This is a genomic window from Microbispora sp. NPDC046973 (assembly GCF_040644495.1).
GTDB lineage: Bacteria > Actinomycetota > Actinomycetes > Streptosporangiales > Streptosporangiaceae > Microbispora.
Genome location: NZ_JBEYWQ010000001.1, coordinates 322,180 through 342,336, shown reverse-complemented (window position 1 = coordinate 342,336; position 20,157 = coordinate 322,180). Strand labels below are relative to the sequence as shown.

The 20,157-nt window shown below is 72.0% G+C and carries 22 protein-coding genes; 8 read left to right on the top strand and 14 right to left on the bottom strand.

The annotated features are described in order from the left end of the window. Positions 1-42: 42 nt before the first annotated feature. Both ABZ860_RS01680 and ABZ860_RS01675 read right to left on the bottom strand, forming a co-directional pair. Positions 43-1,677: an AMP-binding protein gene (locus ABZ860_RS01680; protein WP_357213560.1), complete on the bottom strand. Its 1,635-nt coding sequence runs from the start codon at positions 1,675-1,677 to the stop codon at positions 43-45. Positions 1,678-1,860: 183 nt separating this feature from the next. Then, positions 1,861-2,721, bottom strand: a complete 861-nt coding sequence (locus ABZ860_RS01675; protein WP_357213558.1) for a GNAT family N-acetyltransferase — start codon at positions 2,719-2,721, stop codon at positions 1,861-1,863. A 144-nt stretch (positions 2,722-2,865) separates the two neighbouring features. Here ABZ860_RS01675 and ABZ860_RS01670 point away from each other — a divergent pair, with 144 nt between their 5' ends. Further along, a complete protein-coding gene (locus ABZ860_RS01670) occupies positions 2,866-3,528 on the top strand; it encodes a GNAT family protein (RefSeq protein WP_357213556.1) in 663 nt (220 codons plus the stop codon). Here ABZ860_RS01670 and ABZ860_RS01665 read toward each other — a convergent pair. Further along, positions 3,503-3,913 (bottom strand): DUF2000 domain-containing protein, encoded by a 411-nt coding sequence (locus tag ABZ860_RS01665; protein WP_357213553.1) that lies wholly within the window; start codon positions 3,911-3,913, stop codon positions 3,503-3,505. The genes ABZ860_RS01670 and ABZ860_RS01665 overlap by 26 nt on opposite strands. A 74-nt stretch (positions 3,914-3,987) precedes the next feature. Between ABZ860_RS01665 and ABZ860_RS01660 the strand changes: the two genes are divergently transcribed. Then, positions 3,988-4,815, top strand: coding sequence for an AraC family transcriptional regulator (locus ABZ860_RS01660; RefSeq protein WP_357213550.1), 828 nt, complete (start codon positions 3,988-3,990; stop codon positions 4,813-4,815). 21 nt (positions 4,816-4,836) lie between these two features. Here ABZ860_RS01660 and ABZ860_RS01655 read toward each other — a convergent pair whose 3' ends face one another. Further along, positions 4,837-5,298, bottom strand: coding sequence for a PPOX class F420-dependent oxidoreductase (locus tag ABZ860_RS01655; protein ID WP_357213547.1), 462 nt, complete (start codon positions 5,296-5,298; stop codon positions 4,837-4,839). Positions 5,299-5,465: 167 nt separating this feature from the next. Continuing rightward, positions 5,466-6,476, bottom strand: coding sequence for a GntR family transcriptional regulator (locus ABZ860_RS01650; protein WP_357213544.1), 1,011 nt, complete (start codon positions 6,474-6,476; stop codon positions 5,466-5,468). Between the two features lie 136 nt (positions 6,477-6,612). Between ABZ860_RS01650 and ABZ860_RS01645 the strand changes: the two genes are divergently transcribed. The 3 genes from ABZ860_RS01645 to ABZ860_RS01635 all read left to right on the top strand — a co-directional run bounded on the left by ABZ860_RS01645 (position 6,613) and on the right by ABZ860_RS01635 (position 8,616). Continuing rightward, the gene (locus tag ABZ860_RS01645) at positions 6,613-7,716 is read left to right on the top strand and encodes an FAD-dependent monooxygenase (RefSeq protein ID WP_357213541.1); all 1,104 of its coding nucleotides are present in this window, start codon (positions 6,613-6,615) and stop codon (positions 7,714-7,716) included. A 163-nt stretch (positions 7,717-7,879) separates the two neighbouring features. Beyond that, entirely contained in the window at positions 7,880-8,071 is a 192-nt protein-coding gene (locus ABZ860_RS01640; protein WP_142615988.1) for a DUF5999 family protein, read from the top strand. Beyond that, complete coding sequence (locus tag ABZ860_RS01635; protein ID WP_357213538.1) at positions 8,068-8,616, top strand: ATP-binding protein; 549 nt, start codon at positions 8,068-8,070, stop codon at positions 8,614-8,616. The genes ABZ860_RS01640 and ABZ860_RS01635 overlap by 4 nt, the downstream gene beginning before the upstream one ends. On the opposite strand, the gene ABZ860_RS01630 is transcribed toward ABZ860_RS01635, so the two are convergent. From ABZ860_RS01630 to ABZ860_RS01615, 4 genes are all read right to left on the bottom strand, one after another. Beyond that, positions 8,579-11,020: a LuxR C-terminal-related transcriptional regulator gene (locus ABZ860_RS01630; protein WP_357213535.1), complete on the bottom strand. Its 2,442-nt coding sequence runs from the start codon at positions 11,018-11,020 to the stop codon at positions 8,579-8,581. The genes ABZ860_RS01635 and ABZ860_RS01630 overlap by 38 nt on opposite strands. Before the next feature lie 185 nt (positions 11,021-11,205). Then, on the bottom strand, positions 11,206-11,430 hold the full coding sequence (locus ABZ860_RS01625) for a hypothetical protein (protein ID WP_357213533.1): 225 nt from the start codon (positions 11,428-11,430) through the stop codon (positions 11,206-11,208). 73 nt (positions 11,431-11,503) lie between these two features. Next, on the bottom strand, positions 11,504-11,977 hold the full coding sequence (locus tag ABZ860_RS01620; protein WP_357213530.1) for an NUDIX hydrolase: 474 nt from the start codon (positions 11,975-11,977) through the stop codon (positions 11,504-11,506). 67 nt (positions 11,978-12,044) lie between these two features. After that, positions 12,045-12,992: an aldo/keto reductase gene (locus tag ABZ860_RS01615; protein WP_357213527.1), complete on the bottom strand. Its 948-nt coding sequence runs from the start codon at positions 12,990-12,992 to the stop codon at positions 12,045-12,047. A gap of 233 nt (positions 12,993-13,225) precedes the next feature. Here ABZ860_RS01615 and ABZ860_RS01610 point away from each other — a divergent pair, with 233 nt between their 5' ends. Continuing rightward, positions 13,226-15,469 (top strand): MMPL family transporter, encoded by a 2,244-nt coding sequence (locus ABZ860_RS01610; RefSeq protein ID WP_357213524.1) that lies wholly within the window; start codon positions 13,226-13,228, stop codon positions 15,467-15,469. Positions 15,470-15,654: 185 nt separating this feature from the next. On the opposite strand, the gene ABZ860_RS01605 is transcribed toward ABZ860_RS01610, so the two are convergent. Next, positions 15,655-16,437, bottom strand: a complete 783-nt coding sequence (locus tag ABZ860_RS01605) for an SDR family oxidoreductase (protein WP_357213521.1) — start codon at positions 16,435-16,437, stop codon at positions 15,655-15,657. A 110-nt stretch (positions 16,438-16,547) separates the two neighbouring features. On the opposite strand from ABZ860_RS01605, the gene ABZ860_RS01600 reads away from it, so the two are divergent. Both ABZ860_RS01600 and ABZ860_RS01595 read left to right on the top strand, forming a co-directional pair. Next, the gene (locus ABZ860_RS01600) at positions 16,548-16,955 is read left to right on the top strand and encodes a helix-turn-helix domain-containing protein (RefSeq protein ID WP_357213518.1); all 408 of its coding nucleotides are present in this window, start codon (positions 16,548-16,550) and stop codon (positions 16,953-16,955) included. A 97-nt stretch (positions 16,956-17,052) separates the two neighbouring features. Beyond that, positions 17,053-18,282: an MFS transporter gene (locus tag ABZ860_RS01595; RefSeq protein WP_357213515.1), complete on the top strand. Its 1,230-nt coding sequence runs from the start codon at positions 17,053-17,055 to the stop codon at positions 18,280-18,282. Positions 18,283-18,312: 30 nt separating this feature from the next. Here ABZ860_RS01595 and ABZ860_RS01590 read toward each other — a convergent pair whose 3' ends face one another. The 4 genes from ABZ860_RS01590 to ABZ860_RS01575 form a co-directional block, all read right to left on the bottom strand. Next, entirely contained in the window at positions 18,313-18,903 is a 591-nt protein-coding gene (locus tag ABZ860_RS01590) for a GNAT family N-acetyltransferase (protein WP_357213512.1), read from the bottom strand. Next, positions 18,900-19,175: a DUF1778 domain-containing protein gene (locus tag ABZ860_RS01585; RefSeq protein ID WP_357213509.1), complete on the bottom strand. Its 276-nt coding sequence runs from the start codon at positions 19,173-19,175 to the stop codon at positions 18,900-18,902. The genes ABZ860_RS01590 and ABZ860_RS01585 overlap by 4 nt, the downstream gene beginning before the upstream one ends. A gap of 74 nt (positions 19,176-19,249) precedes the next feature. Further along, positions 19,250-19,978, bottom strand: coding sequence for an MBL fold metallo-hydrolase (locus tag ABZ860_RS01580; protein ID WP_357213506.1), 729 nt, complete (start codon positions 19,976-19,978; stop codon positions 19,250-19,252). 30 nt (positions 19,979-20,008) lie between these two features. Beyond that, positions 20,009-20,152: a hypothetical protein gene (locus ABZ860_RS01575; protein WP_357213503.1), complete on the bottom strand. Its 144-nt coding sequence runs from the start codon at positions 20,150-20,152 to the stop codon at positions 20,009-20,011. Positions 20,153-20,157 lie beyond the last annotated feature (5 nt).

Sequence of the window (20,157 nt, the reverse complement as noted above, 5' to 3'; positions counted from 1 at the left end):
TTGAAGTTTCACCAGTGTTGGCGGGCGATTCTCAGAGACGGATCAGAGCGCCGACGACAGGTGCCGTTCCACCAGGGCACGCTTGTCCGGTTTGCCGCTCGGCGCGATCGGCACGGAGGACACCGTCGTGATCGTCCGGGGGACGCTGTCCGCCCCGAGCTCGGCGCGCACCAGCTCCGACAGGGCGGCGTGGTCGGGGGTGCGGCCCGGAGCGGGGACGACGAACGCATGGACGGCCTCTCCGGTGCGCTCGTCCGGCGCGCCGGTCACGTACGCCTCGGCCACGTCGGGGTGGCCGGTCAGCGCCCGCTCGATGGGACCGGCGTAGACGACGATCGCGTTCACGATGATCACGTCCCTGGTCCGGCCGGCCAGGTACAGCAGGCCGGTCTCGTCGAGGTGCCCGAGATCGCGGGTGCGCAGCCAGCCGTCCCGCAGCACGTCGCGGGTCTCCTCCGGCTGATCCCAGTAGCCCGCCATGAGGAAGGGGCTGCGCACGTGGATCTCGCCGGTGCGGCCCGTCGCGACCGGGCGGCCCTCCTCGTCGCGGACGCTGACCTCGACGCTGGGGTGCGGGCGGCCGACCGAGCCGGGCGCGGCGTGGCCCTCGCCGGGAGTGAGCATGGAGATGACGCCGGCCTCGGTCGCGCCATACGCCACGTAGACGACGGGGCCCAACCGGTCGAACGCCTCGAGCAGCCGATGCGGGCTGACGGGCGATCCGGAGACCGTCAGCGCGCGCAGGCTGCCGACGTCGACCTGCTCCTCGCGGAGCAGGTCGAGCATCTGGCACAGCCGGGGCACGGTGACGATGGCGCCGGTGATCCGGTGCCGCTCGATCGCGTACGGGAACAGCGGCCGGCCGTCCTCGTCGGGGATCACCGCGGTGCCGCCGCTGAGCAGGCACGGCGCCAGGAAGTCCAGCACCACCAGGCTGGACAGGGTGCCGAACAGCAGGTAGCGCTGGAAGGACGCGGCGAAGCCGGGCGCGATCGACGACCAGGCGAGCTGGGCGGAGCAGTGCGCGGCCAGGGCCCGATAGGTGAGCACGCAGCCCTTCGGCCGGCCCGTGCTGCCGCTGGTGAAGGTCAGCAGGGCCGCGTCGTCCGGGCGCGCCGTGACGGCGGGGAAACGGTCGCCGCCGGGATGGGCCAGGAGGTCGGCCGCCCCGGCTGCCTCGGCTGCCCCGGGGACGGGCCCCAGCGACAGCAGCGTGGCGGACCCGGCGGCGTGGAGCAGTTCCGGCGTCGCCGTCGACCGGTCGAGGACCACGGCGTCGGCTCCCGCGCCGAGCACGTCGGCGAGCTGACGGGGCGTGTACCCGGGCCGTACGCTCACGACGCGGCAGCCCAGCACGTGGGCGGCCATCTGGGCGGCGAACCCTTCCGGTGACAGGCCGGTGCGTACGGCGACGCCCGTGCCGGGGCCGAGGCCCGCATCGCGCATCGCGACGGCGATGCGCCCGATGAGCTCCAGCACCTCGCCCCTGGAGACGATCCTGGCGCCCTGTTCGAAGGCGGGAGTGCCGGGCGAGGCGCGCAGCGCCTCCAGCAGCAGGTGCGGGAACGCGTCGCCGTCGTGCCCGGGCGGCCCGCCGGGGTCCGCGAGCGCGGTGCGAGGCTCGGTGCAGGATTCTGGGCGTTCGTGGTGCGTGGCGGGGGTGACGGGATCGTGCATGTCCGGCTCCTTCGTCTCGCGAGGCACCTGCCCGCAGCGACGGCACGACCGGCTGCGGCGCGGGCGCCGGTGTCCCACCGGCTGTCGCGACGGTAGGCGGCACAGATCAGAGCCGGATCAGAGGCGGATCAGAGCAGGATCAGCACGGTCCCGTGAGCCGGGAAGCCCCGTGAGTCGCGGAGTTCAGCCCATCGCGAGCATCATCGGAGCGAACATGCGGGTCCGGTCGCCGGGGAGCGGCCTGCCGCCGTGGACCATGAAGGACGTCGAGAACGCCTGTGACACGCCCCGCTCGCCCAGCCAGGCCAGAAGGCTCGGCCGGGCGCGCTCGACCTCGATCCGCACCAGGCCGTCGGCCTTCCGCGCGAGGTCGGTGACGAGCGCGCGGGCGACCGCCTCGCCCGCGGCGACCACCGGCCCGATGAACAGGGTGCCCATGCTGCGCCACGACACGGCGTAGCCGGTCAGCCCCGTCTCGTCCTCGGCGACCCTGACCTCCTCGGCGAAGGCGAACAGCCGCGCGAGCAGCGCGGCCCGGTCGGCGCCGAAGACCTCCCCGTCGAGCGCGAGCAGGGCGCCGAGATCGGCGCCGAGGTCGGCCGGCCTCGACAGGACGGGGTCGTCCCCGGCGCGCAGGCGCCCCACGCGCGCCTCCGTCACGCCCAGCGTCTCGAACCCGAGCTTCTCGTACAGCGGCCGGCCGAGCTCGGTGGCCCAGAGGAAGACGGTCGCCTCACCTGCCGCGTCGAGCACGTGCGTCATCAGCCGGCGGCCCAGCCCGCGTCCGCCGTACCGGGTGGCGACGAGCATCATGCCGATGCCCGCCGCGGCCGTGCCGTAGCGGGTCAGCGTGACCGTGCCCGCCAGCTCTCCCGAAGGGGCGTCGATCGCGTAGACCTCGGCGTTCTCCAGGAGGAACAGCCACTTGCGCTCCTCCCGGCCCCAGGCTCTGTCCGCGCTCAGGGCGAGGCACCGATCCAGGTCCTCGGGCCCGAGTCGTCGTACGGGAAGCTCGGCGGCCGGGGTGGTGAGCGGGTCGGGCATGCGTTCTTCCTTGTCCGCGCCGGTTCGCGGCCCCGGCGCTCGTGGCGGCACCCGAGGCTAACCGCATCCCCGATCCCGCGGATACCGATTTTCCCCAGGGAAAACCACTGTCCGACGGGCGGCCGGTCTTGTCACGATCGGGGCATGCGACACTGGCCGCTCTTCGCGCTCAGACTGACCACCCCCCGGCTGGAGCTGCGCCTGCCCGGCCTCGACGACCTGGACGCGCTCGCCGACCGGGCGGCCGAGGGCGTCCACGACCCCGGCGAGATGCCGTTCGGCGAGCCCTGGACGGACGCCGAGCCGCACGAGCGCGCCCGGTCGACCGTCCAGATCCACTTCCGGCAGTGGGGCACCTGGTCCCCCGGCAACTGGGCGTGCTCGTTCGTGACGGTGTGGGAGGACCAGGTGGTCGGCGTGCAGGAGATGCGGGCCGTCGACTTCGCCGTCACCCGGGAGGTCGCCACCGGTTCCTGGCTCGGGCAGCGCTTCCAGGGCAGAGGCATCGGCACCGAGATGCGCGCGGCCGTCCTGCACCTCGCCTTCACCGGCCTCGGCGCGCGGTACGCGACGTCGTCCGCCTTCCTCGACAATCCGCGGTCGCTGGCGATCTCCCGGCGGCTCGGCTACCGGGACGACGGGCTCGCCGTGGAGAAGCGCAGGGGCGAGGCCGCCCTGCAGCAGCGGCTGCGGCTGTCCCGCGACGAGTGGGCGGCCCCCGACGGGTTCAAGATCCACGGCCTCGAACCCTGTCTCCCCCTGTTCGGAACCTCGGACGGGATCACGGATGCAGGGGGAGCCCCTTGAGCGTCTTGTCCACGGCGTTCCTCGGGCCGTACACGGCCAGCCCGACGAGCGGCATCTCCTCGGCCGTGACGGCCCGTACGGCGGCCCGGTTGTCCACGTCGCCACCGGTCTTGAACATCTCCTCGATGTAGACGGCCACGGCGAGCCCCCGTTCGACGGCACGGGCGCGCACCCGGGCCAGCCCGGCGGGGTCCGCGGCGTAGACGAGCACGGGCTGGCGGAACATCGGCAGGTAGGAGGTGCCCGAGCCGTCCTCGTACCGCTCCCCGATCACCTCGGGGACTCCCCCCGCGACCGCGCTCGCCAGGAACGCCGTCACGTTCAGCTTCTGCCACACGGCCAGGTCCTCCCGGACCACGACGCCGATCTTGGTGTCGAAACGCATGCGCCCCAGCGTGCCCGCGCGCGGACGGGCGGTCTTGTACGCTCGTGCGCCGCCGATTCGCGCACAATGGTGCCGTGGCACAGGACTGGTCCCGTTACTGGCGCTCCCCCGACCGGTCGCTGGAGGCGATGCACGCCCATTTCGCGCGGCACGTCTACCACCGGCACAGCCACGAGACGTACTCCTTCGGGGTCACCGAGGAGGGCAACCAGGCGTTCACCTGCCGCGGGGCCGCGCACACCAGCGTGACGGGCATGGTCATGGCGTTCAACCCGGACGACCCGCACGACGGGCACGCCGCCGACGCCCTCGGGTTCACCTACCGGATCGTGCACATCGGGCCGGAGCTGGTCACCGGCGTGCTGGGCGACCTGGCCGGGCGGGAGACGGGACCGCCCTTGTTTCCCCGCCCCGTCGTACGCGACGCGGCGCTCGCGGCGGGGCTCGGTGCGCTGCACAAGGCCCTGCTCGGGGGCGCCGGCGCCCTCAGGCGGGACGAGTTGCTGACCGTCGTCGTCTCCTCGATCGTCCGGCGGGCCGCCACCCGGCCGGTGCGGGCGCGGGAGGCCACCTCCGCGGACGCCCGCCGCATCGCCGAGCGGGTGCGAAGCCGCCTTCGGGACGCTCCACTCGCGGAGACGACCGCCGGCGACCTCGCCGCCGCGACCGGGCACAGCAGGTTCGCGGTCTACCGCGCGTTCCGTGCCGTGTACGGCATGGCGCCCAGCGACTACCAGCGCCTGCTCCGGCTGCGTACGGCCCGGCGGCTGATCGCGCAGGGCCGTTCACTCAGCGCGGCGGCGGCCGAGGCGGGGTTCACCGACCAGAGCCACCTCACCCGGTGGTTCGTCCGCTGTTACGGCATAAGCCCGGGGGATTACCGGGCGGCCGTGGCGGTCTGACCCCGGCGCCGCGCACGTGCCTCAGGCCAGGCGCGGCGGGAACCCGCCGGTGGCCACCGGCCCCCAGGACGTCGGGGTGATCCGCACCAGCGACTTGCCCTGGCGGACCATGGCCGCGCGGTACTCCTCCCAGTCGGGGTGCTCCCCGGAGATCGAGCGGTAGTAGTCGACCAGCGGTTCCAGGGCCTCCGGCAGGTCGAGCACCTCGGCGGTGCCGTCCACCTGCACCCACGGCCCGTCGAAGTCGTCCGACAGCACGACCACGCTCGCACGCGGGTCGCGGCGGGCGTTGCGGGTCTTGGCGCGTTCGGGGTAGGTCGACACGACGATGCGGCCCTCGGCGTCGACTCCGCAGGTCACGGGGGACGCCTGGGGGCCGCCGTCGCGTCTCGTCGTGATCAGGATCGCCCGGTGGCGATCACGGACGAAATCGAGCAGCTGCTCACGGGAGACCTTCTCCGCGGTCGCAATCCTGGGGCTCATGCTCGCTCCTCGCCTCCGGCTCGGAGCGGCATGCGCCAGACGCTGTGCCTATTGATTCGCTCGCTACGCTCACTCATGCTCGCTCCTCGCCTCCGGCTCGCAGCGGCATGCGCCAGACGCTGTGCCTATCGATTCGCTCGCTACGCTCACTCATGCGGCCACTTTAATCACCGTCCGGAGGCGCGGCTCCGCTCCACCAGGCAGGTGACGCCGTCAAGCAGGAGCCGCAGGCCGAGCTCGAACAGGTCGTCGAGGCGGAAGTCGTACCCGTCCTCGCCCAGCTCGCCGATGACCTTGGCGAAGGCCGGGTAGCGGCCCGACCCCGCGATGGCGGTCAGCGCCGGCCCCTGGACGTCCATCCACTGGTCCTCGGACAGTCCGGTCGCCGCCGCGATCTGCGCCTCGCGCTCCAGGTTGATCGCGAGGCCCTGCACGTGGCTGTAGAGCAGGATGTGGACGTCGAGCACGGTCGCCGGGTCGAGGCCGAGGCCGTCGAGGGCGGCCAGCGCCCAGTCGGCGTGCACGGTCAGCCCGGGCAGCGCCAGCGGCCTGCCGAGCGGGCTGAGCTGCGCCAGCCACGGATGCCGCCGGAAGATCGCCCACAGCGTCCGGCCCGCGATCTCCAGCCGTTCGCGCCGGCTCTCGGGGGGATCGGCGGGATAGCCCAGCTCGCCGAACGCCTCGTCGGCCATGAGCAGGATCAGGTCGTCCTTGCTTCCCACGTACCGGTACGGCGACATGGCCGCGACCCCGAGCCGGGCCGCCACACCGCGCATCGACAGCGCGGGCAGCCCCTCGGCGTCGGCGATCTCGATGGCCGCCCGCACGACCCGCTCGCGGGTCAGCTCGCGTTCGGCCCCCGCGCCCGGCCGCCGCCGCGCCGCCTCCGCAGCACGCGAGGGCGCCGCGAGGCGGGTCCGATCTCCCGGCTGCGCGGCGGCTCCCGGCGCGGGCGGGAGGGCCGGGGGCGGCTCGGCGACGACAGTGCCGACACGGGGCTCGGCCCGGACCAGCCCTTCCCTGCGCAGCTCGGCGAGTGCCCTCGTCGCGGTGGCGAGCGCGACCCCCCACTGCGCGGCCACCTGCCGGGTCGAGGGCACCCGGTCGCCGGGCGCCAGCTCGCCCTCGGCGATCCTGCGCCTGATGTCGGCGGCGATCCTCGCGTACGGCGGCGTCACGTCGATCTCCTCCCTGTACTAGGACAGAACCTAGCTGTTCTAGTACATAACTTCGCCAAAATCCCAGCTTGCGCGCCTCTTGCTTACACCGTACATTCACTGGGCATACGGCATCCACACCCTCAAGGGAGCTTCGATGACCAACGTGCTCGTCTCCGGCGCCGGTGTCGCGGGGATCGCGCTCGCCCACTGGCTGCGCCGCCACGGCTTCGCCCCGACCGTGGTGGAGCGCGCGCCCGGCCTCCGCGCCGGCGGGCAGGCGATCGACATACGCGGCGTCGCGCTGGAGGTCGCCGGCCGCACCGGCGTCCTGGACGAGGCGCGGCGCCTGCGCACCGGCCACCGCGGCATGTCCGTGTACGACGGCGAGGGCAACGAGATCATGCGCTCGGAGGAGATGACCTACAGCAGCGGCCGTCTCGACAACGACGACATCGAGCTGCTGCGCGAGGACCTCACCCGCCTGCTGTACGAGCGGACGCGTGGGGAGGTCGCGTTCCTGTTCGACGACTCGATCACCGCGCTGGAGCAGGACGAGCGGGGCGTGCTGGCCCGGTTCGAGCGCGCCGAGCCGCGCCGCTACGACCTCGTGGTGGGCGCGGACGGCCTGCACTCCACGGTCCGGCGGCTGGCCTTCGGGCCCGAACGGGAGTTCGTCCACCACCTGGGGACCTACCTGGCCGTCTTCGGCATGGACAACTTCCTCGGGCTGGAGGACTGGCAGGTCTGGATGCAGGACGGGGAGCGTGGATACGGCGTCTTCCCGGTGCGGGGGAACACCGAGCTGCGGGTCACGCTCGGCTTCCGGTCCGAGCCGCTCGACCACCGGGACCCCGCCCGGCTGCGCACGGCCCTGGCCGAGGCGTTCGCGGGTGCGGGCGGGGAGACGCCGAGACTGTTGAAGGGCATGGAGGAGGCGAGCGACTTCTACTGCGACTCGATGGCCCAGATCCACATGGACCGGTGGTCGTCGGGACGGATCGCGCTCGTCGGCGACGCCGCCTGCTGCGCCTCCCCTCTTTCGGGCCAGGGCACGAGCCTCGCCCTCGTGGGCGCGTACGTGCTGGCCGCCGAGCTGGCGGCGGCGGGAGGCGCGTACGAGGCGGCCTTCGCCCGCTACGAGCGGAGAATGCGGCCCTTCGTGGCTCTCAACCAGGCGCTGGCCACGGAGAACCCGGGCCGCGGGGCCTCCCAGGAGTCGGTCGATCGGGCCAAGGACGCGATCTCCCTGGACGAGTGAGGGCCCCGCGGCGCTTTACCCCCCGTCGACCCTGCCACCACCCACTACGTACGTATGCCTCGAACAGGTATTGATACGGGTGTTTTCCCCCTCCCCACCCCATGGCGCGAGAAGGCAGGCTGAAAACGTCTCAAAGAGTGCATGAGAGTCAGGGGGACCGATCATGTGCCAGCACCACCCTCAGTGCCCGTCGGCGGACGCACCCGACCGCGACGCGGCCTGTCTGATCGCCTTCCACCCTGAGCAGGGATGGGGACTGCTCTGCAACGGCGTCGTGCTCTTCGACGACAGCGGTGAGCTCATGCCCGACGGTCGCAGCATCCCGGCTCGCGCGTCTCTGGGGTGTGCCGCATGAGTCTGCTCTACTGTCCCGTCCGGGACGAATCAGTGTCATCCGCCCAGGGTGGCGACGCGCCCGCCGCCCCGCAGCGCCGGCACTCCGCGGTACGGCACCGCTGGGAGACGCTGCGGCAGCGGGTCGGCGACCTCGCGATCCAGCTCGTGGACGACCCCGACGTCGAGACGGCGTCCTGGCGGCTGCCCGCCGACGCCTGCTCCGTCGGGCGGGCCAGGCGGCTGGTCGGCGAGCGCCTGAGCGCCTGGGGCCTGGAGAACCTGTCCGACGAGACGCGGCTGCTCGTGAGCGAGCTGGTCACGAACGTGGTGTGCCACACCTGCTGCGGCGACCTCGTCGTACGGCTGTCGCTCGTCGAGGGGCTGCTGCGCTGCGAGGTGGAGGACTGCGACGGCGCGATGCCCGAGATGGCCCGGCCGTCCGACGCCGACGAGCACGGGCGCGGGCTGCGGCTGCTGGAGATGCTGGCCTGCTGCTGGGGCGCGGAGCGCACCCGCCAAGGCAAGATCATGTGGTTCGAGATGCCGGCGTACGCCCGTCGCTGACCGGCCCGCTCACCGGGCCGTTCATCGGGCCGTTCATCGGGCCGCTCATCGCGCCGTTCGCGCCGTCGGCGGCCGGGCCGTCCCCTCGCTCGCTCAGCCGTTCCTTCAACCAGGCGGCGACCTGGGCGCGCGACTTGAACCCGAGCTTGTCGAGGATGTGCTCGATGTGGCCTTCCGCGGTGCGCTGGGAGATGACCAGTCTGCCGGCGATGTCCTTGTTGCTCAGTCCCTCGGCGACAAGGTGCGCGATCTCCGTCTCCCTGCGCGTCAGCGGTGCGATCCGGCCCTCGAACGGCGCGGGCCCGCGGGCGGCGGGCGCCCGCTCGAGCAGGGCGTAGGCCAGCGCCTCCTCCCGCGTCAGGGCCGCGCCTCGGGACACCTCGGCCTGGAAGTCGCGCTCCCCCAGCGCCTGCCGCGTGGCCGCCTCGCACTCGTCGTGACAGCGGCCCATGTAACGGAACTCCGCCAGCCGCGCGCCCACGGCCTGCCAGCAGGTCTGTACGACGCCGAGCAGCCGGGCCGCCCGCTCGTACTTCTGCTCTCCGGCGGCGAACCAGGCATGGGCCTCCAGGTTCATTCCCATGCCGAGCTGGTCCCCCATCGCCATGTTGTAGCGCAGGCTCTCGTTGTCGATCTCGCAGGCCGCGCGCGTGTCGTCCCGGCGCCAGGCGTCGATCGCCAGCGCCAGCAGCGCGTAGGCCCGGTGCCAGCCCTCGCCGTACAGGTCGCACAGGGCCACGCACTCCTCGGCGAGATCACGGGCGGCCGGACGGCCGAGGAACGCGTTGGCCAGAGCGAGCCGGTTGAGGGCCAGCGCGAGACCGATGGGGTTGCCGACGGCGCGGTGGGCGGCCGCCGCCTCCTCGTATCGCCGTATGCCGCCCTCCAGGTCGCCTCCGGACACGGCCGCCATGCCGGACAGGAACGCGATGTAGCCGAGCGTCACCCGCAGCCCGAGCCGCCCGGCGATCGCCCTCGCCTCCTCCAGCCGTGCCAGCGTGGTGGGGCAGTCGCCCCTGAGCAGGGCGATCCAGGCGCCCGCCCACAGCGCGTGGGCGCGCACCTCGCCGGGTTCCGTCGCGGCGATCAGGCTCCGGTCGAACCAGCCGGCCCCCTCCGACAGGTGGTAGCCGCTCCAGTGGTAGAGCAGCTCCGCGGTCATCGCCAGGCCCGTCTCGGCCTCCCCCGGCTCGCGCAGCGACCAGTCCAGGGCCTTGCGGAGGTTGGCGTGGTCGCGCTGCAGGCGTTCCACCCACGACCGCTGGGTGGCGCTGAACAGCTCGGCCCAGGCCCGTGAGGTGATCTTCCGGTAGTAGTCGCGGTGCCGCCGGTGCAGCGCCGCCTCGCCACCCGAGGCGGCCAGCAGCTCACGGCCGAACTGCCGCACCGTGTCGAGCAGGCAGTAGCGGAGCGTCCCGTCGGACTCCCTGCGCAGCAGGACCGACTTGTCGACCAGCCCCGCGACGAGGTCGAGCACGTCCTCGCGGGCGATGCCGTCGCCCGCGCACACCTGCTCGGCCGCCGCCAGGTCAAGGCCCCCGGCGAAGACCGAGACCCGCTGCCACAGCAGCCGCTCCTGCTCGGTGCACAGCTCGTAGCTCCACTCGAACAGCGCGCGCAGCGTACGCTGCCGGGGCAGCGCGGCCCGCGATCCTCCGGTGAGCAGCCGGAACCGGTCGTCCAGCCGCTCCAGGACCTGCCGCACCGACAGGGCGCGCAGCCGTACGGCGGCCATCTCGATCGCCAGCGGCAGGCCGTCGAGCCGGCGGCAGATCTCGGCCACCGCCTCCTCGTTGTCCTCGGTCACCTCGAACCCGGGGACGACCGACGCGGCCCGCTCGGCGAACAGCCGGACCGCGTCCGACTCGGCGAGCGGCACCGCCGAGTCGCCGTCCGGGGTGGGCATCGACAGCGGCGCCAGCTCGACGATCTGCTCGCCGTCGATGCCGAGCGCCTGCCTGCTGGTGGCGAGGACCCGGAGCTCGGGAAGCGCGCGGACCAGCGTGTCCACGAGCACGGCGCACTCGGCGAGGACGTGCTCGCAGTTGTCGAGCACGATCAGGATCTGCCTGCCCCGCAGGCGTTCGACCAGCGCGTCGAGCGGCGGCCGGGTCGAGTGCTCGTTGACCGACAGCGCCTCGGCCACGGCCTGCGCGAGCAGGGCGGGATCCTCGAGCGCGGCCAGCTCGACCAGCCGTACGCCGCCGGGGAAGCTCCTGCGGACCTCCTCGGCCGCCCGCAGCGCGAGGCGGGTCTTCCCCACCCCGCCCACGCCGATCACCGTGACCACGTGCGAGGTCCCCATCAGGCGCTTGAGCCCGGCCAGCTCGTGCCGGCGTCCCACGAAGCTGGTCACCTCCGCGGGCAGCCCGGCCGGTTCCCCCTTGGCAACTCTCGTTCGCATAGCGGTCATGACGTCCACGCCGCCCCCGTCGTCCGGTACGCCACCACGTCGTGGCACATACCAGCGTACAAACGCGGTTCCGGCCGCACGCTTCGCACTCGTCGAGGCGTTCCGCCCGGCCGGGTCCACGCGCCGAGGCGTCCGCCCCGGCCGGGCAGCCCCGGGGCGGGCACCCCGGGGTGGGCTCAGCCCTTCATCCGCCGCAGGATCTGCTCGCGCCTGAGCTGCAGGTCGTCGATGAGCGCCTCCTGCTGCTCGACGTTGGTCAGCAGGGTGGCCTTCTCCGCCGGGTCCGTGGGCGCGTCCCAGCTCTGCCCGATCTCCTCGCGTATCTGCGCGGTCTCCTTGCGCAGGCGCTCGATCTGGGCGTCCACCTCGTCGAGCTCCTTCTTGAGCTCCGGATCGTCCATGCCTCACCGTCCCGTTGCGTCACTCGCGTTCGCCATGGCGCGTTCGTCCACCCCATTCCACGGGGACGGGAAACTATTCGGCGACGGCCGCAGGGAGGTAGACGGTTTCGCCGGTCGCACGGGCCCGCTGTGCGGCCGTCAGCCGCGCCACCAGGTAGGCCGGCATGACAGAGGCGGCCTGCTCAGCCGTGAAGAACCCGTAGTCGTCCAGCTCCTCCTCCTGGAGGACCACGCCCGTCCCGTCCTCGAACGTCCCGCAGTCGAACAGGAAGTGCACCAGCGGGATCGGCCGGTCGTCCAGCGGTGGCACCCACTGGACCACGAGGAGACGGCCCACCGGCCGGGTGAGGCCCAGCTCCTCGGCCAGCTCCCGGCCGCAGGCCGCCTCCGGCGACTCGCCCTCGTCGATGTGGCCGCCCGGCCAGCCCCAGTGATCGCGATAGCCCGGCTTCACGAGCAGGACCCGCCCGGAGGAGTCGGTCAGGAAACCGGCCGCGGCGGCGGCCACCTTGAACAGCCCCGCGTAGAAGGCGTCCGCCGGGATCATCGCAGCTCCGATCTCATGCCCTGAGCCTAGATCGTGTCCGGACAGGCGGTGAGGTCTGCGGCGCCGCTCAGGCCACCGCGTCCAGGCGCGCGCGCAGTTCCCCGGGGAGTGTCAGGGCGACGCCCGCCAGGGCCTCGTCCAGTTGAGCGGCGTTGCTGACGCCGACGATCGGCGTCAGCGGCGGGACGCCCCCGGCCAGCCAGGCGAGCACCACCTGGTTGCGGGTCACGCCGAGCTCGGCCGCCACCTCGGTCAGCACGGCCAGCCGCCGGCTCGTTCCCGGGTGGTCGTACGCCTCGGACAGGGGGCGGTCGTCGCGCGTGTAGGAGCCGTTGAGCAGCGGAGTGTAGGCCCACAGAGCGACCTCGGGGTGTTCGGCGACGTAGTCGAGGATCTCGTCCGTCACCCAGCCGAAGCGGTGGGTCTGGTCCGGCACCTTCGCCCAGGGGCGTGGGCTGAGGTAGGAGTGGCGCAACTGCAAGGCGGTGTACCCCGGCCATCCGTTGGCCCGGGCGATCTGCCGGGCGCGCTCCACCCGCCAGAGGGGGTGGTTGGAGGCGCCGAGGCGACCGGCCGTTCCCGACTCGACGAGCAGCGCCAGCGCGTGGGCGGTCTCCTCCAGCGAGACCGACCGATCCTCCATGTGCGTCCAGAACAGCTCGACGTGATCGGTGCGCAGGCGGCGGAGGCTGTCCTCGGCCGCCGTCTTGATCGCGGTGGCCGACAGCCCCTCCCGGTTGGCGGGCCACTGTCCGCCGCCAACCGGCTGCGCGCCCGCCTTCGTGCTGAGGCGCACGCGGTCACGGAGGCCGGGACGCGTGGCCAGCCATTCACCGATCACGTTCTCGCTGTGCCCGCCGGCGCCGTCCGGGTCGGACCAGAACGCGTAGCAGTTCGCGGTGTCGATCAGTGTGCCGCCCCCGTCGACGAAGCGGTCCAGCAGGTCGAACGCGGTCCGCTTGTCCACCTGGCTGCCGAAGCCCATCGCTCCGAGGGCGAGGTTCACCTGTGCCATGTCGTGCTCCCTTCGACCGAAACAGTCAGGAGTCTGGTAGCTGGAGTGAGCTCAAGGTCAACACCTTCGCCACCGGCCCGGCCTCCGGGAGTGCGAATCCCCAGTAGGGGATGTCCCCTACATCGCGCGGAGGAGGGCGTACGCCCCGGGCAGTACGCGCGATCTGGTCTGCACGTCCGATGCCCCGCCCGTGATCGCTCCCTACCGTCGAAGCGGACGGAAAAGGGGAGGTCATGGGACGCCGCAGGAACATCGCCGCCACCATCGGCGGCTGGAGCGCACGTCATCGGTGGTGGGCGCTGCTCGTCTGGGTCGCTTTCGTCGCCGTCGCGACGGTCGCGGGCAACGCCGTGGGCACGGCGGAGATGCGCGGCTACGAGTCCGCGAACGGCGACTCGCGCCAGGCCGAGCAGATCCTCGACGGCGCGCGCTTCCCGGACGTCGCCGGCGAGGTCGTGCTGGTCCAGGCCCGCACGGGGACGCTGACGGTGACGGACCCGGCCTTCCGCCGGGCGGTCGAGGACGTCAAGAGGGCCGTCGAGGCCACCGGCCGGGTCGAGCACGTGCGCACGCCGTACGACGAGAAGCCCTCGCCGGTGACGCAGGACCGGCGCACGACGCTGGTGCAGTTCGACATGAAGGGCGACGGCGGCACGGCGGAGGAGCGGATCCAGCCGGTGCTCGACGCGGTGGCCAGGGTGCAGGGGGCGCACCCCGGCCTTCGCGTGGAGGAGGCGGGCGCGGCCAGCTCGGCGAAGCTGATCGGCGAGGCGATCGACGAGGACTTCGTCCGCGCCGAGCAGCTCTCGCTGCCGATCACGCTCGGGATCCTGCTCGCCGCGTTCGGCGCGCTGCTGGCGGCGGTCGTCCCGGTCGCGCTGGCGATGACGGCGATCTTCGCGGCCACCGGCCTGCTGGCCCTCACCAGCCATCTCCTGCACGTCGACTCGGCGACGAGCAACGTCATGCTGCTGATCGGCCTCGCCGTCGGGGTGGACTACAGCCTCTTCTTCATCATGAGAGCGAGGGAGGAACGGGCGAAGGGCCGCGACAAGAAGCGGTCCATCGAGATCGCGGCGGCCACGTCGGGACGCGCCGTGCTCATCTCCGGCATCACCGTCATCGTGGCCATGGCGGGCATGTTCCTCACCGGCAACGGGATCTTCATGGGCTTCGCCGAGGGCACGATCCTCGTGGTGCTCACGGCCGTCGTCGGCTCGCTGACCGTGCTGCCCGCGCTGCTCTCGCTGATCGGCGACAAGATCGACGCCCGCCTGATCCACGGCACGGCGCGCGTCCTCACCGGCGGCCGGCTCACCTGGCGGCGCGTCCTCGGCGTGCGCGGCGGCCAGAGCCGGGTGTGGGGCGCGATCATGAGGCCGGTGCTGCGGCACCCGCTGATCTCGGTCGTCCTCGCCGGCGGTCTGCTCGCCGCCCTGGCCGTCCCGGCCTTCGGCCTGAAGACCGGCGCCCAGACCATCGACGACCTCCAGGGCGACTACCAGATCGCCGAGACGTTCAAGCGGATCGACAAGGCGTTCCCCGGCGGCAACGAACCGGCGGTGATCGTGGTGAAGGCGGCCGACGTGACGACGCCGGCGTTCACCGGGAAGATCGAGGACTTCAGGCGGCGGGCGCTCGCCACGGGCGAGGCCAACGAGCCCTTCGCCGTCGCCGTCAACCCGGACAAGACGGTGGCCAAGATCAGCATCGGCGTCAAGGGCACCGGCGCGGACGAGGTCTCCGAGCACGCGATCCGCACCCTGCGGGAGAAGGTCGTCCCCGCCACGCTGCCCGGCGCCCACGTCACCGGCAACACGGCCGGCTCGATGGACTTCAACGAGCAGCTCATGCGGCGCATCCCGCTGGTGTTCGGGTTCGTGCTGCTGCTGGCGTTCGTGCTGCTGCTGGTCTCGTTCCGCTCACTCGTCGTGGCGGTCAAGGCCATCGTGCTCAACCTGCTGTCCGTCGCCGCCGCGTACGGCGTGCTCGTGCTGGTCTTCCAGAAGGGGTACGGCGAGAGCCTGCTGGGCTTCCACTCCACCGGGACGATCACCAACTGGCTGCCGCTGTTCCTGTTCGTGATCCTCTTCGGGCTGTCGATGGACTACCACGTCTTCATCCTCAGCCGGATCAGGGAGGCCTACGACAGGGGCATGAGCACCGAGGACGCCGTCTCGTTCGGGATCAGGAGCACGGCGGCCGTGGTGACCAGCGCCGCGCTCATCATGGTGGCGGTCTTCGCGACGTTCGCCACGCTGTCGCTGCTGACGTTCATGCAACTGGGCATCGGCCTGGCGGCGGCCGTGCTCATCGACGCCACCGTCGTCCGCGCGGTGCTGCTGCCCGCCACGATGAAGCTGCTCGGCGGCTGGAACTGGTATCTGCCGCGCTGGCTCGACTGGCTGCCGCGGTTGTCCCACGGCGACGACGAGCCCGAGGAGGCCCCGGAAGAGCGGGTCCCCGCCCTCGTCTGACGCTCCGGCCCGTCGCTGCGGCCCGTGCGCCGTAACGGCGCCGGTGTTCATGACACCGGCGCCGTTCCGGTCGGGCCGGCGGAGCTCGGAGGCGAGTATGCCCACCTCATCAGCGCATCCCCCGAGCTGCGTGCCCTGGTCGGCTTGTCACCTTAGGGCTCGAGCCGCACTCTCTGTTCCGAGGCTCACGAAGCCGCGGGGAAGTGGGCCGGCAGGCCGTCCAGCACCTGGCTCAGCAGCGGGTATCCGCCGTCGACGCGGATCACCTGGCCGGTGACCGTGGAGAATGCGCCGTCCACGAGCGCGGCGATCGGGCGAGCCAGGTCCTGCGGCCGCAGCATCGTGCCGGTCACCGATCGGTCGCCGAAGTGGCGCCGGATGCCATCGGTGAACACCCCCGCGGTGGCATCGGTACCGACCGCGCCAGGGGCGACCGCGTTGACGGTGATGCCGTCCGCTATGGCCTCGCCGGCGACCTGCAGGGCGAAGGCGTTCACGGCGGCCTTGGCGGTGGAGTGGGCGGCGCTGCCGATGATCAGCTCGGCGGCCGTGGCGGAGACGTAGACGATCCGGCCGGACCGCCGTCGGCGCATGACCGGCAACACCCGCCGGGTCAGGTGGTAGACGCCGGCCAGTTCACCGCTCACCTTGGCCGCGAACGCCTCCCACGGCACATGCTCCAGAGGGCCGAAGGGCGGCACCGCGGTGTGGGCGTTGCCCACCAGCACGTCGATCCGCCCGTGCTCGCCGACCACCCGGTCCACCAGCGCGGCGACCTGGGCCTCGTCGGTCACGTCGGCCTGGATCGCCTGCGCGGCGCCGATCTGCTCGACCACCAGCTCCGCGGACTCGGCGTCGCGCAGATAGTTGACGATCACGTGGTAGCCGAGCCGGCCCAACTCGCGCGCGGTCGCGGCCCCGATTCCCCGGCCGGCCCCGCTGACAAGCGCCACCTGCGTGCTGTTCATCTGTCTCTCCTGACTCACCGTACGAAGACGCGGGAGACACTAGGTTGTGGGCTTACTCTTTGTAAGTACGTACCGTGAGGTAAGCCCCAGAGACCGCAGTAGGTGGGCACGTGGATGAGAGCGACGCGCGGTGGATCAGTGACACGTTTCACAGCGACTGCCCCGGGCGGGAGGTGATGGAACATGTCACCGGACGGTGGGTGCCGCTGATCCTGGCCGCCCTGGCGCCTGGGCCGATGCGCTTTTTCGAGTTGCGCCGGCGCATCGAGGGCATCAGCGAGAAGATGCTCTCCGCCAAACTGCGGATCCTGGTCCGTGACGGGCTGGTGGCGCGCACCGTGGAGCCGACCACCCCGCCGCAGGTCAGCTATGAGCTGACCGAGCTGGGCCAGGGCCTGTCCCGCCCGTTCGCCCAACTGGTCCGCTGGATTTCGGCGCACACCCCGGAGGTCGTCGCGGCCCAGCAGCGCTATGACCACAGCGCGAATCCTGCGGGTCAGGCGATGTCGGGTTCGTGAAGCAGGTCGTGGCGATCGTCACCCGACGCCTTTCCGGCACTGGGGTGGTGGGGGCCACGCAAGGGGCAAGAAGCACATAACGGTAAAATTCGTCTACGTGGTGCATACGGGTGAGAACAGTCGCAAACCCCTGATCTACTGGACCGCCGGTGTGCTCGCGTACATGGTCGCGGTCTTCCACCGCCAGTCGCTCGGCGTGACGGGGATCGACGCGGCGACGAGGTTCGGGGTCGGGTCGGCGGCGCTGTCCACCCTCGCCATGCTGCAACTGCTCGTCTACGCGGCCATGCAGATCCCTGTCGGCGTCCTGGTCGACCGCCTCGGTTCCAAGCGCATGCTGCTCGCCGGCGCGACGGTCATGGCCCTCGGCCAGCTCCTGTTCGCCGTCGCCACCGGCCTGGGGGCCGCCGTCGCCGGAAGGGTGCTGGTCGGCTGCGGCGACGCGATGACGTTCATCAGCGTGATCCGGGTGGTCACCGTCTGGTTCCCGCCCCGCCGCAACCCGCTGATCGTCCAGCTCACCGGCATCCTCGGCCAGTTCGGCGCGGTCGTGTCGGCCGTGCCGCTGATCACCTCGCTGCACGCGTACGGATGGACGCCGACGTTCCTGTGGGCGGCGGGCCTCGGGGTCGTGGCGCTGGCCGCCGTCGGCCTCTTCCTGCGCGACCGGCGGCCGGAACGCGCGCCCACGGCGCTCGGCGTGCGGGCGGCCTGGGCGGAGCCGGGCACCCGCCTCGGGATGTGGACCCACGCCGCCACCCAGTGCTCGTCCGCGGCCTTCACGATCCTGTGGGGCTATCCCTTCCTGGTGCAGGGCCAGGGCCTGTCCCCGCGTACGGCCGGCGTGCTGCTGACCACGCTGACGCTGCTCGCGATGGGCTGCGGGCCGCTGCTCGGCCACCTCGCCGGACGCTTCCCGCTGCGCCGTTCCCGGATGGTGCTCACGGTCATCGCCGCCACGGCCGGCGCGTGGACGCTCGTCCTCCTGTGGCCCGGTCCCGCCCCGCTGTGGACACTGGGGCTGCTCATGCTGGCCCTCGCCACGAACGGCCCCGGCTCGATGGTCGGCTTCGACTACGCCCGCACCTTCAACCCGGCCGAGCGCATCGGCGTGGCGACCGGCATCGTCAACGGCGGCGGTTTCGCCGCCTCGATGTCTTTGATCGCGCTCGTCGGGATCGTCATGGACCTGCAGGGCGACTTCCGCTGGGCGTTCGCCGTGCAGTATCCGATCTGGCTGCTCGGCGCCGTACAGGTGATCCGCTATCGCGCCCGCGCCCGCCGCCGCGCCGCCCTTCGCCCCACCCTCGCCCCGGCCCCCGCCTGACCAGACAGCCCCGCCTGCGTCGGAGCAGATTCAGCGCCGGCTGTCGCGCCGGCTCTCCACGTCCACCGCTTCCGGGAAACCCGGGATCGTACCGATCACACCGTCCGAAGCGCCGCCCGGAAGCGCCCTCCGCAGGTCCTTCATCAGCAGGAGGAGGTGCAGAGGATCGCTCGGGCTCTGCTCGAACGCGGCGAGCCGCAGATAGAAGGCCCGCGCCGTCTCGTTCTCACAGTGGATGAGCACGGCTCGAACACCGATCTGGTCGGCCACCCGCGCCACTCTCCGGAAAGCGTCCACCACGAGTGCCCGTCCCAGCCCGATGCCCTGCGCGCCTCTGTCCACACCCAGCCGAGCCAGGATGACCACGGGCTGATCGTGACGTCCGGCCCCCTTGAGCAGCCGTGCTGGAGCCGCGGCCGGACCGACGCTCCCGGCCGCGAGTGCGTAGTAACCCGCAACCCTGCCGGCCCTGATGTCGCGCGCGACGTAGACGCGACATCCTCCACTCGCGTGCGCCTGTAGCGCATGGCGCGTCAGCCAATCGCTCTGGGCGGGAGAACCGCAGTCGAAGCCGTCGAGGTCGTCGTCCCCGGTGAGAGGGGACACCGAGGACAGCTTCACGGGTTCTCATCCAAGATCGTCGGGGTCCTCATGAGATCGGCAAGCCCCGGCACGTCGCGAGACTCCTGGGACAGGGCCGCGTCGAAGGCCTGCCACTGCTCCTCGGCAAGCCGGAAAACCGTTCGATCTGCCAGCAACTCGCGGGCGGCCGTGGTAGCCGCACCGAGGACGAACGATGAGACGGTGTCCCCGGCCACCTCGCTCGCGTTCTCCAGCAGCCGCTTGGTCTCCGCGTCCACGCGCAGGTTGATGCGCTCCTCCTTGGCACCCACGACCAGAGCGTACGTACGTTGTGCACCCATAGCCAAGAGCTTAACAAGGGCATGAGCGAAGAGCGACCGTCTGATTACCTCATGTGCACGAAGGGCTCGGGGAAGTGGGAGGGGGCGAGGACGGCGGCCCGGGCGAGGATGTCCTTGCGCGTCCGTACGGCGAGGCCGGGGTCCTCGTCGTACACGTAGCGGATCGCCGGATCGGCCAGCTGGACGGGATGGTGCAGGCAGTCGCCGCTCATGACGACGTCTCCCGCCTCGACGCACTGGTGTCCGGGCGTGTGGCCGGGCGCGTGCAGCACCCGGACGCCGGGCACGGGTTCCGCGTCGCCGTCGATGACATCGAGCAGGTCGCGCAGGGGATCGAGGATCAGCTCCCGCACCGGGCCGGCGGCCCACTCGACCTCCGCCCGCTGCACCACGTGGCGGGCGTTCGGAAAGGCGGGAGCGCCGTCCACGAGCGCGCCGCCCACGTGGTCGCTGTGCAGGTGGGTCAGCACGACGACGTCCACGTCGGCGGGAGCGGTCCCGGCGGCGGCCAGTTCCTCCATGAGGCGGCCGGGCAGAGGCGCCCAGGTCGCGGGCGAGCCGGCGCCGCCGATCCCGGCGTCCACCAGGACCGTACGGCCGGCCGCCCGCACCAGGAAGCAGTGGAAGTGCAGCACCCACTCCTCACCGGGCGCGAACGTCGCACCGGCGAACATCTCGGGCAGCGGCTTGCGGACCGGTTCCTTCATGGGACCCACGGCATCGCACAGCGGGACGATCTCGACACCGGCGACGGTTCTCGGCTCATGCGACATCGCACCACGATAGAAGAAAGAATGCGGGCGTCAGCGGGCGGCAGGGACGGGCGTGTAGTCGACGTCGAGGTCGGCCGCGTAGACGGCGCGCTCGCAGCGGGCGCAGCGGTAGAGGATCGGGCCCTCGTCGAGTTCGGTACGGCAGCGCGGGCAGCGGCGGCGGGTGCGGGTCATCGCGG

Bases quoted from the DNA above. Each gene is read 5' to 3' on its own strand.
- ABZ860_RS01625 (WP_357213533.1), bottom strand. From the start codon at position 11,430: ATGGACGATCCGGAGCTCAAGAAGGAGCTCGACGAGGTGGACGCCCAG.
- ABZ860_RS01620 (WP_357213530.1), bottom strand. From the start codon at position 11,977: ATGATCCCGGCGGACGCCTTCTACGCGGGGCTGTTCAAGGTGGCCGCC.
- ABZ860_RS01605 (WP_357213521.1), bottom strand. From the start codon at position 16,437: ATGAACAGCACGCAGGTGGCGCTTGTCAGCGGGGCCGGCCGGGGAATC.
- ABZ860_RS01665 (WP_357213553.1), bottom strand. From the start codon at position 3,913: ATGCGTTTCGACACCAAGATCGGCGTCGTGGTCCGGGAGGACCTGGCC.
- ABZ860_RS01635 (WP_357213538.1), top strand. From the start codon at position 8,068: ATGAGTCTGCTCTACTGTCCCGTCCGGGACGAATCAGTGTCATCCGCC.
- ABZ860_RS01675 (WP_357213558.1), bottom strand. From the start codon at position 2,721: ATGCCCGACCCGCTCACCACCCCGGCCGCCGAGCTTCCCGTACGACGA.
- ABZ860_RS01670 (WP_357213556.1), top strand. From the start codon at position 2,866: ATGCGACACTGGCCGCTCTTCGCGCTCAGACTGACCACCCCCCGGCTG.
- ABZ860_RS01630 (WP_357213535.1), bottom strand. From the start codon at position 11,020: ATGCGAACGAGAGTTGCCAAGGGGGAACCGGCCGGGCTGCCCGCGGAG.
- ABZ860_RS01615 (WP_357213527.1), bottom strand. From the start codon at position 12,992: ATGGCACAGGTGAACCTCGCCCTCGGAGCGATGGGCTTCGGCAGCCAG.
- ABZ860_RS01640 (WP_142615988.1), top strand. From the start codon at position 7,880: ATGTGCCAGCACCACCCTCAGTGCCCGTCGGCGGACGCACCCGACCGC.
- ABZ860_RS01680 (WP_357213560.1), bottom strand. From the start codon at position 1,677: ATGCACGATCCCGTCACCCCCGCCACGCACCACGAACGCCCAGAATCC.
- ABZ860_RS01575 (WP_357213503.1), bottom strand. From the start codon at position 20,152: ATGACCCGCACCCGCCGCCGCTGCCCGCGCTGCCGTACCGAACTCGAC.
- ABZ860_RS01610 (WP_357213524.1), top strand. From the start codon at position 13,226: ATGGGACGCCGCAGGAACATCGCCGCCACCATCGGCGGCTGGAGCGCA.
- ABZ860_RS01645 (WP_357213541.1), top strand. From the start codon at position 6,613: ATGACCAACGTGCTCGTCTCCGGCGCCGGTGTCGCGGGGATCGCGCTC.
- ABZ860_RS01655 (WP_357213547.1), bottom strand. From the start codon at position 5,298: ATGAGCCCCAGGATTGCGACCGCGGAGAAGGTCTCCCGTGAGCAGCTG.
- ABZ860_RS01580 (WP_357213506.1), bottom strand. From the start codon at position 19,978: ATGTCGCATGAGCCGAGAACCGTCGCCGGTGTCGAGATCGTCCCGCTG.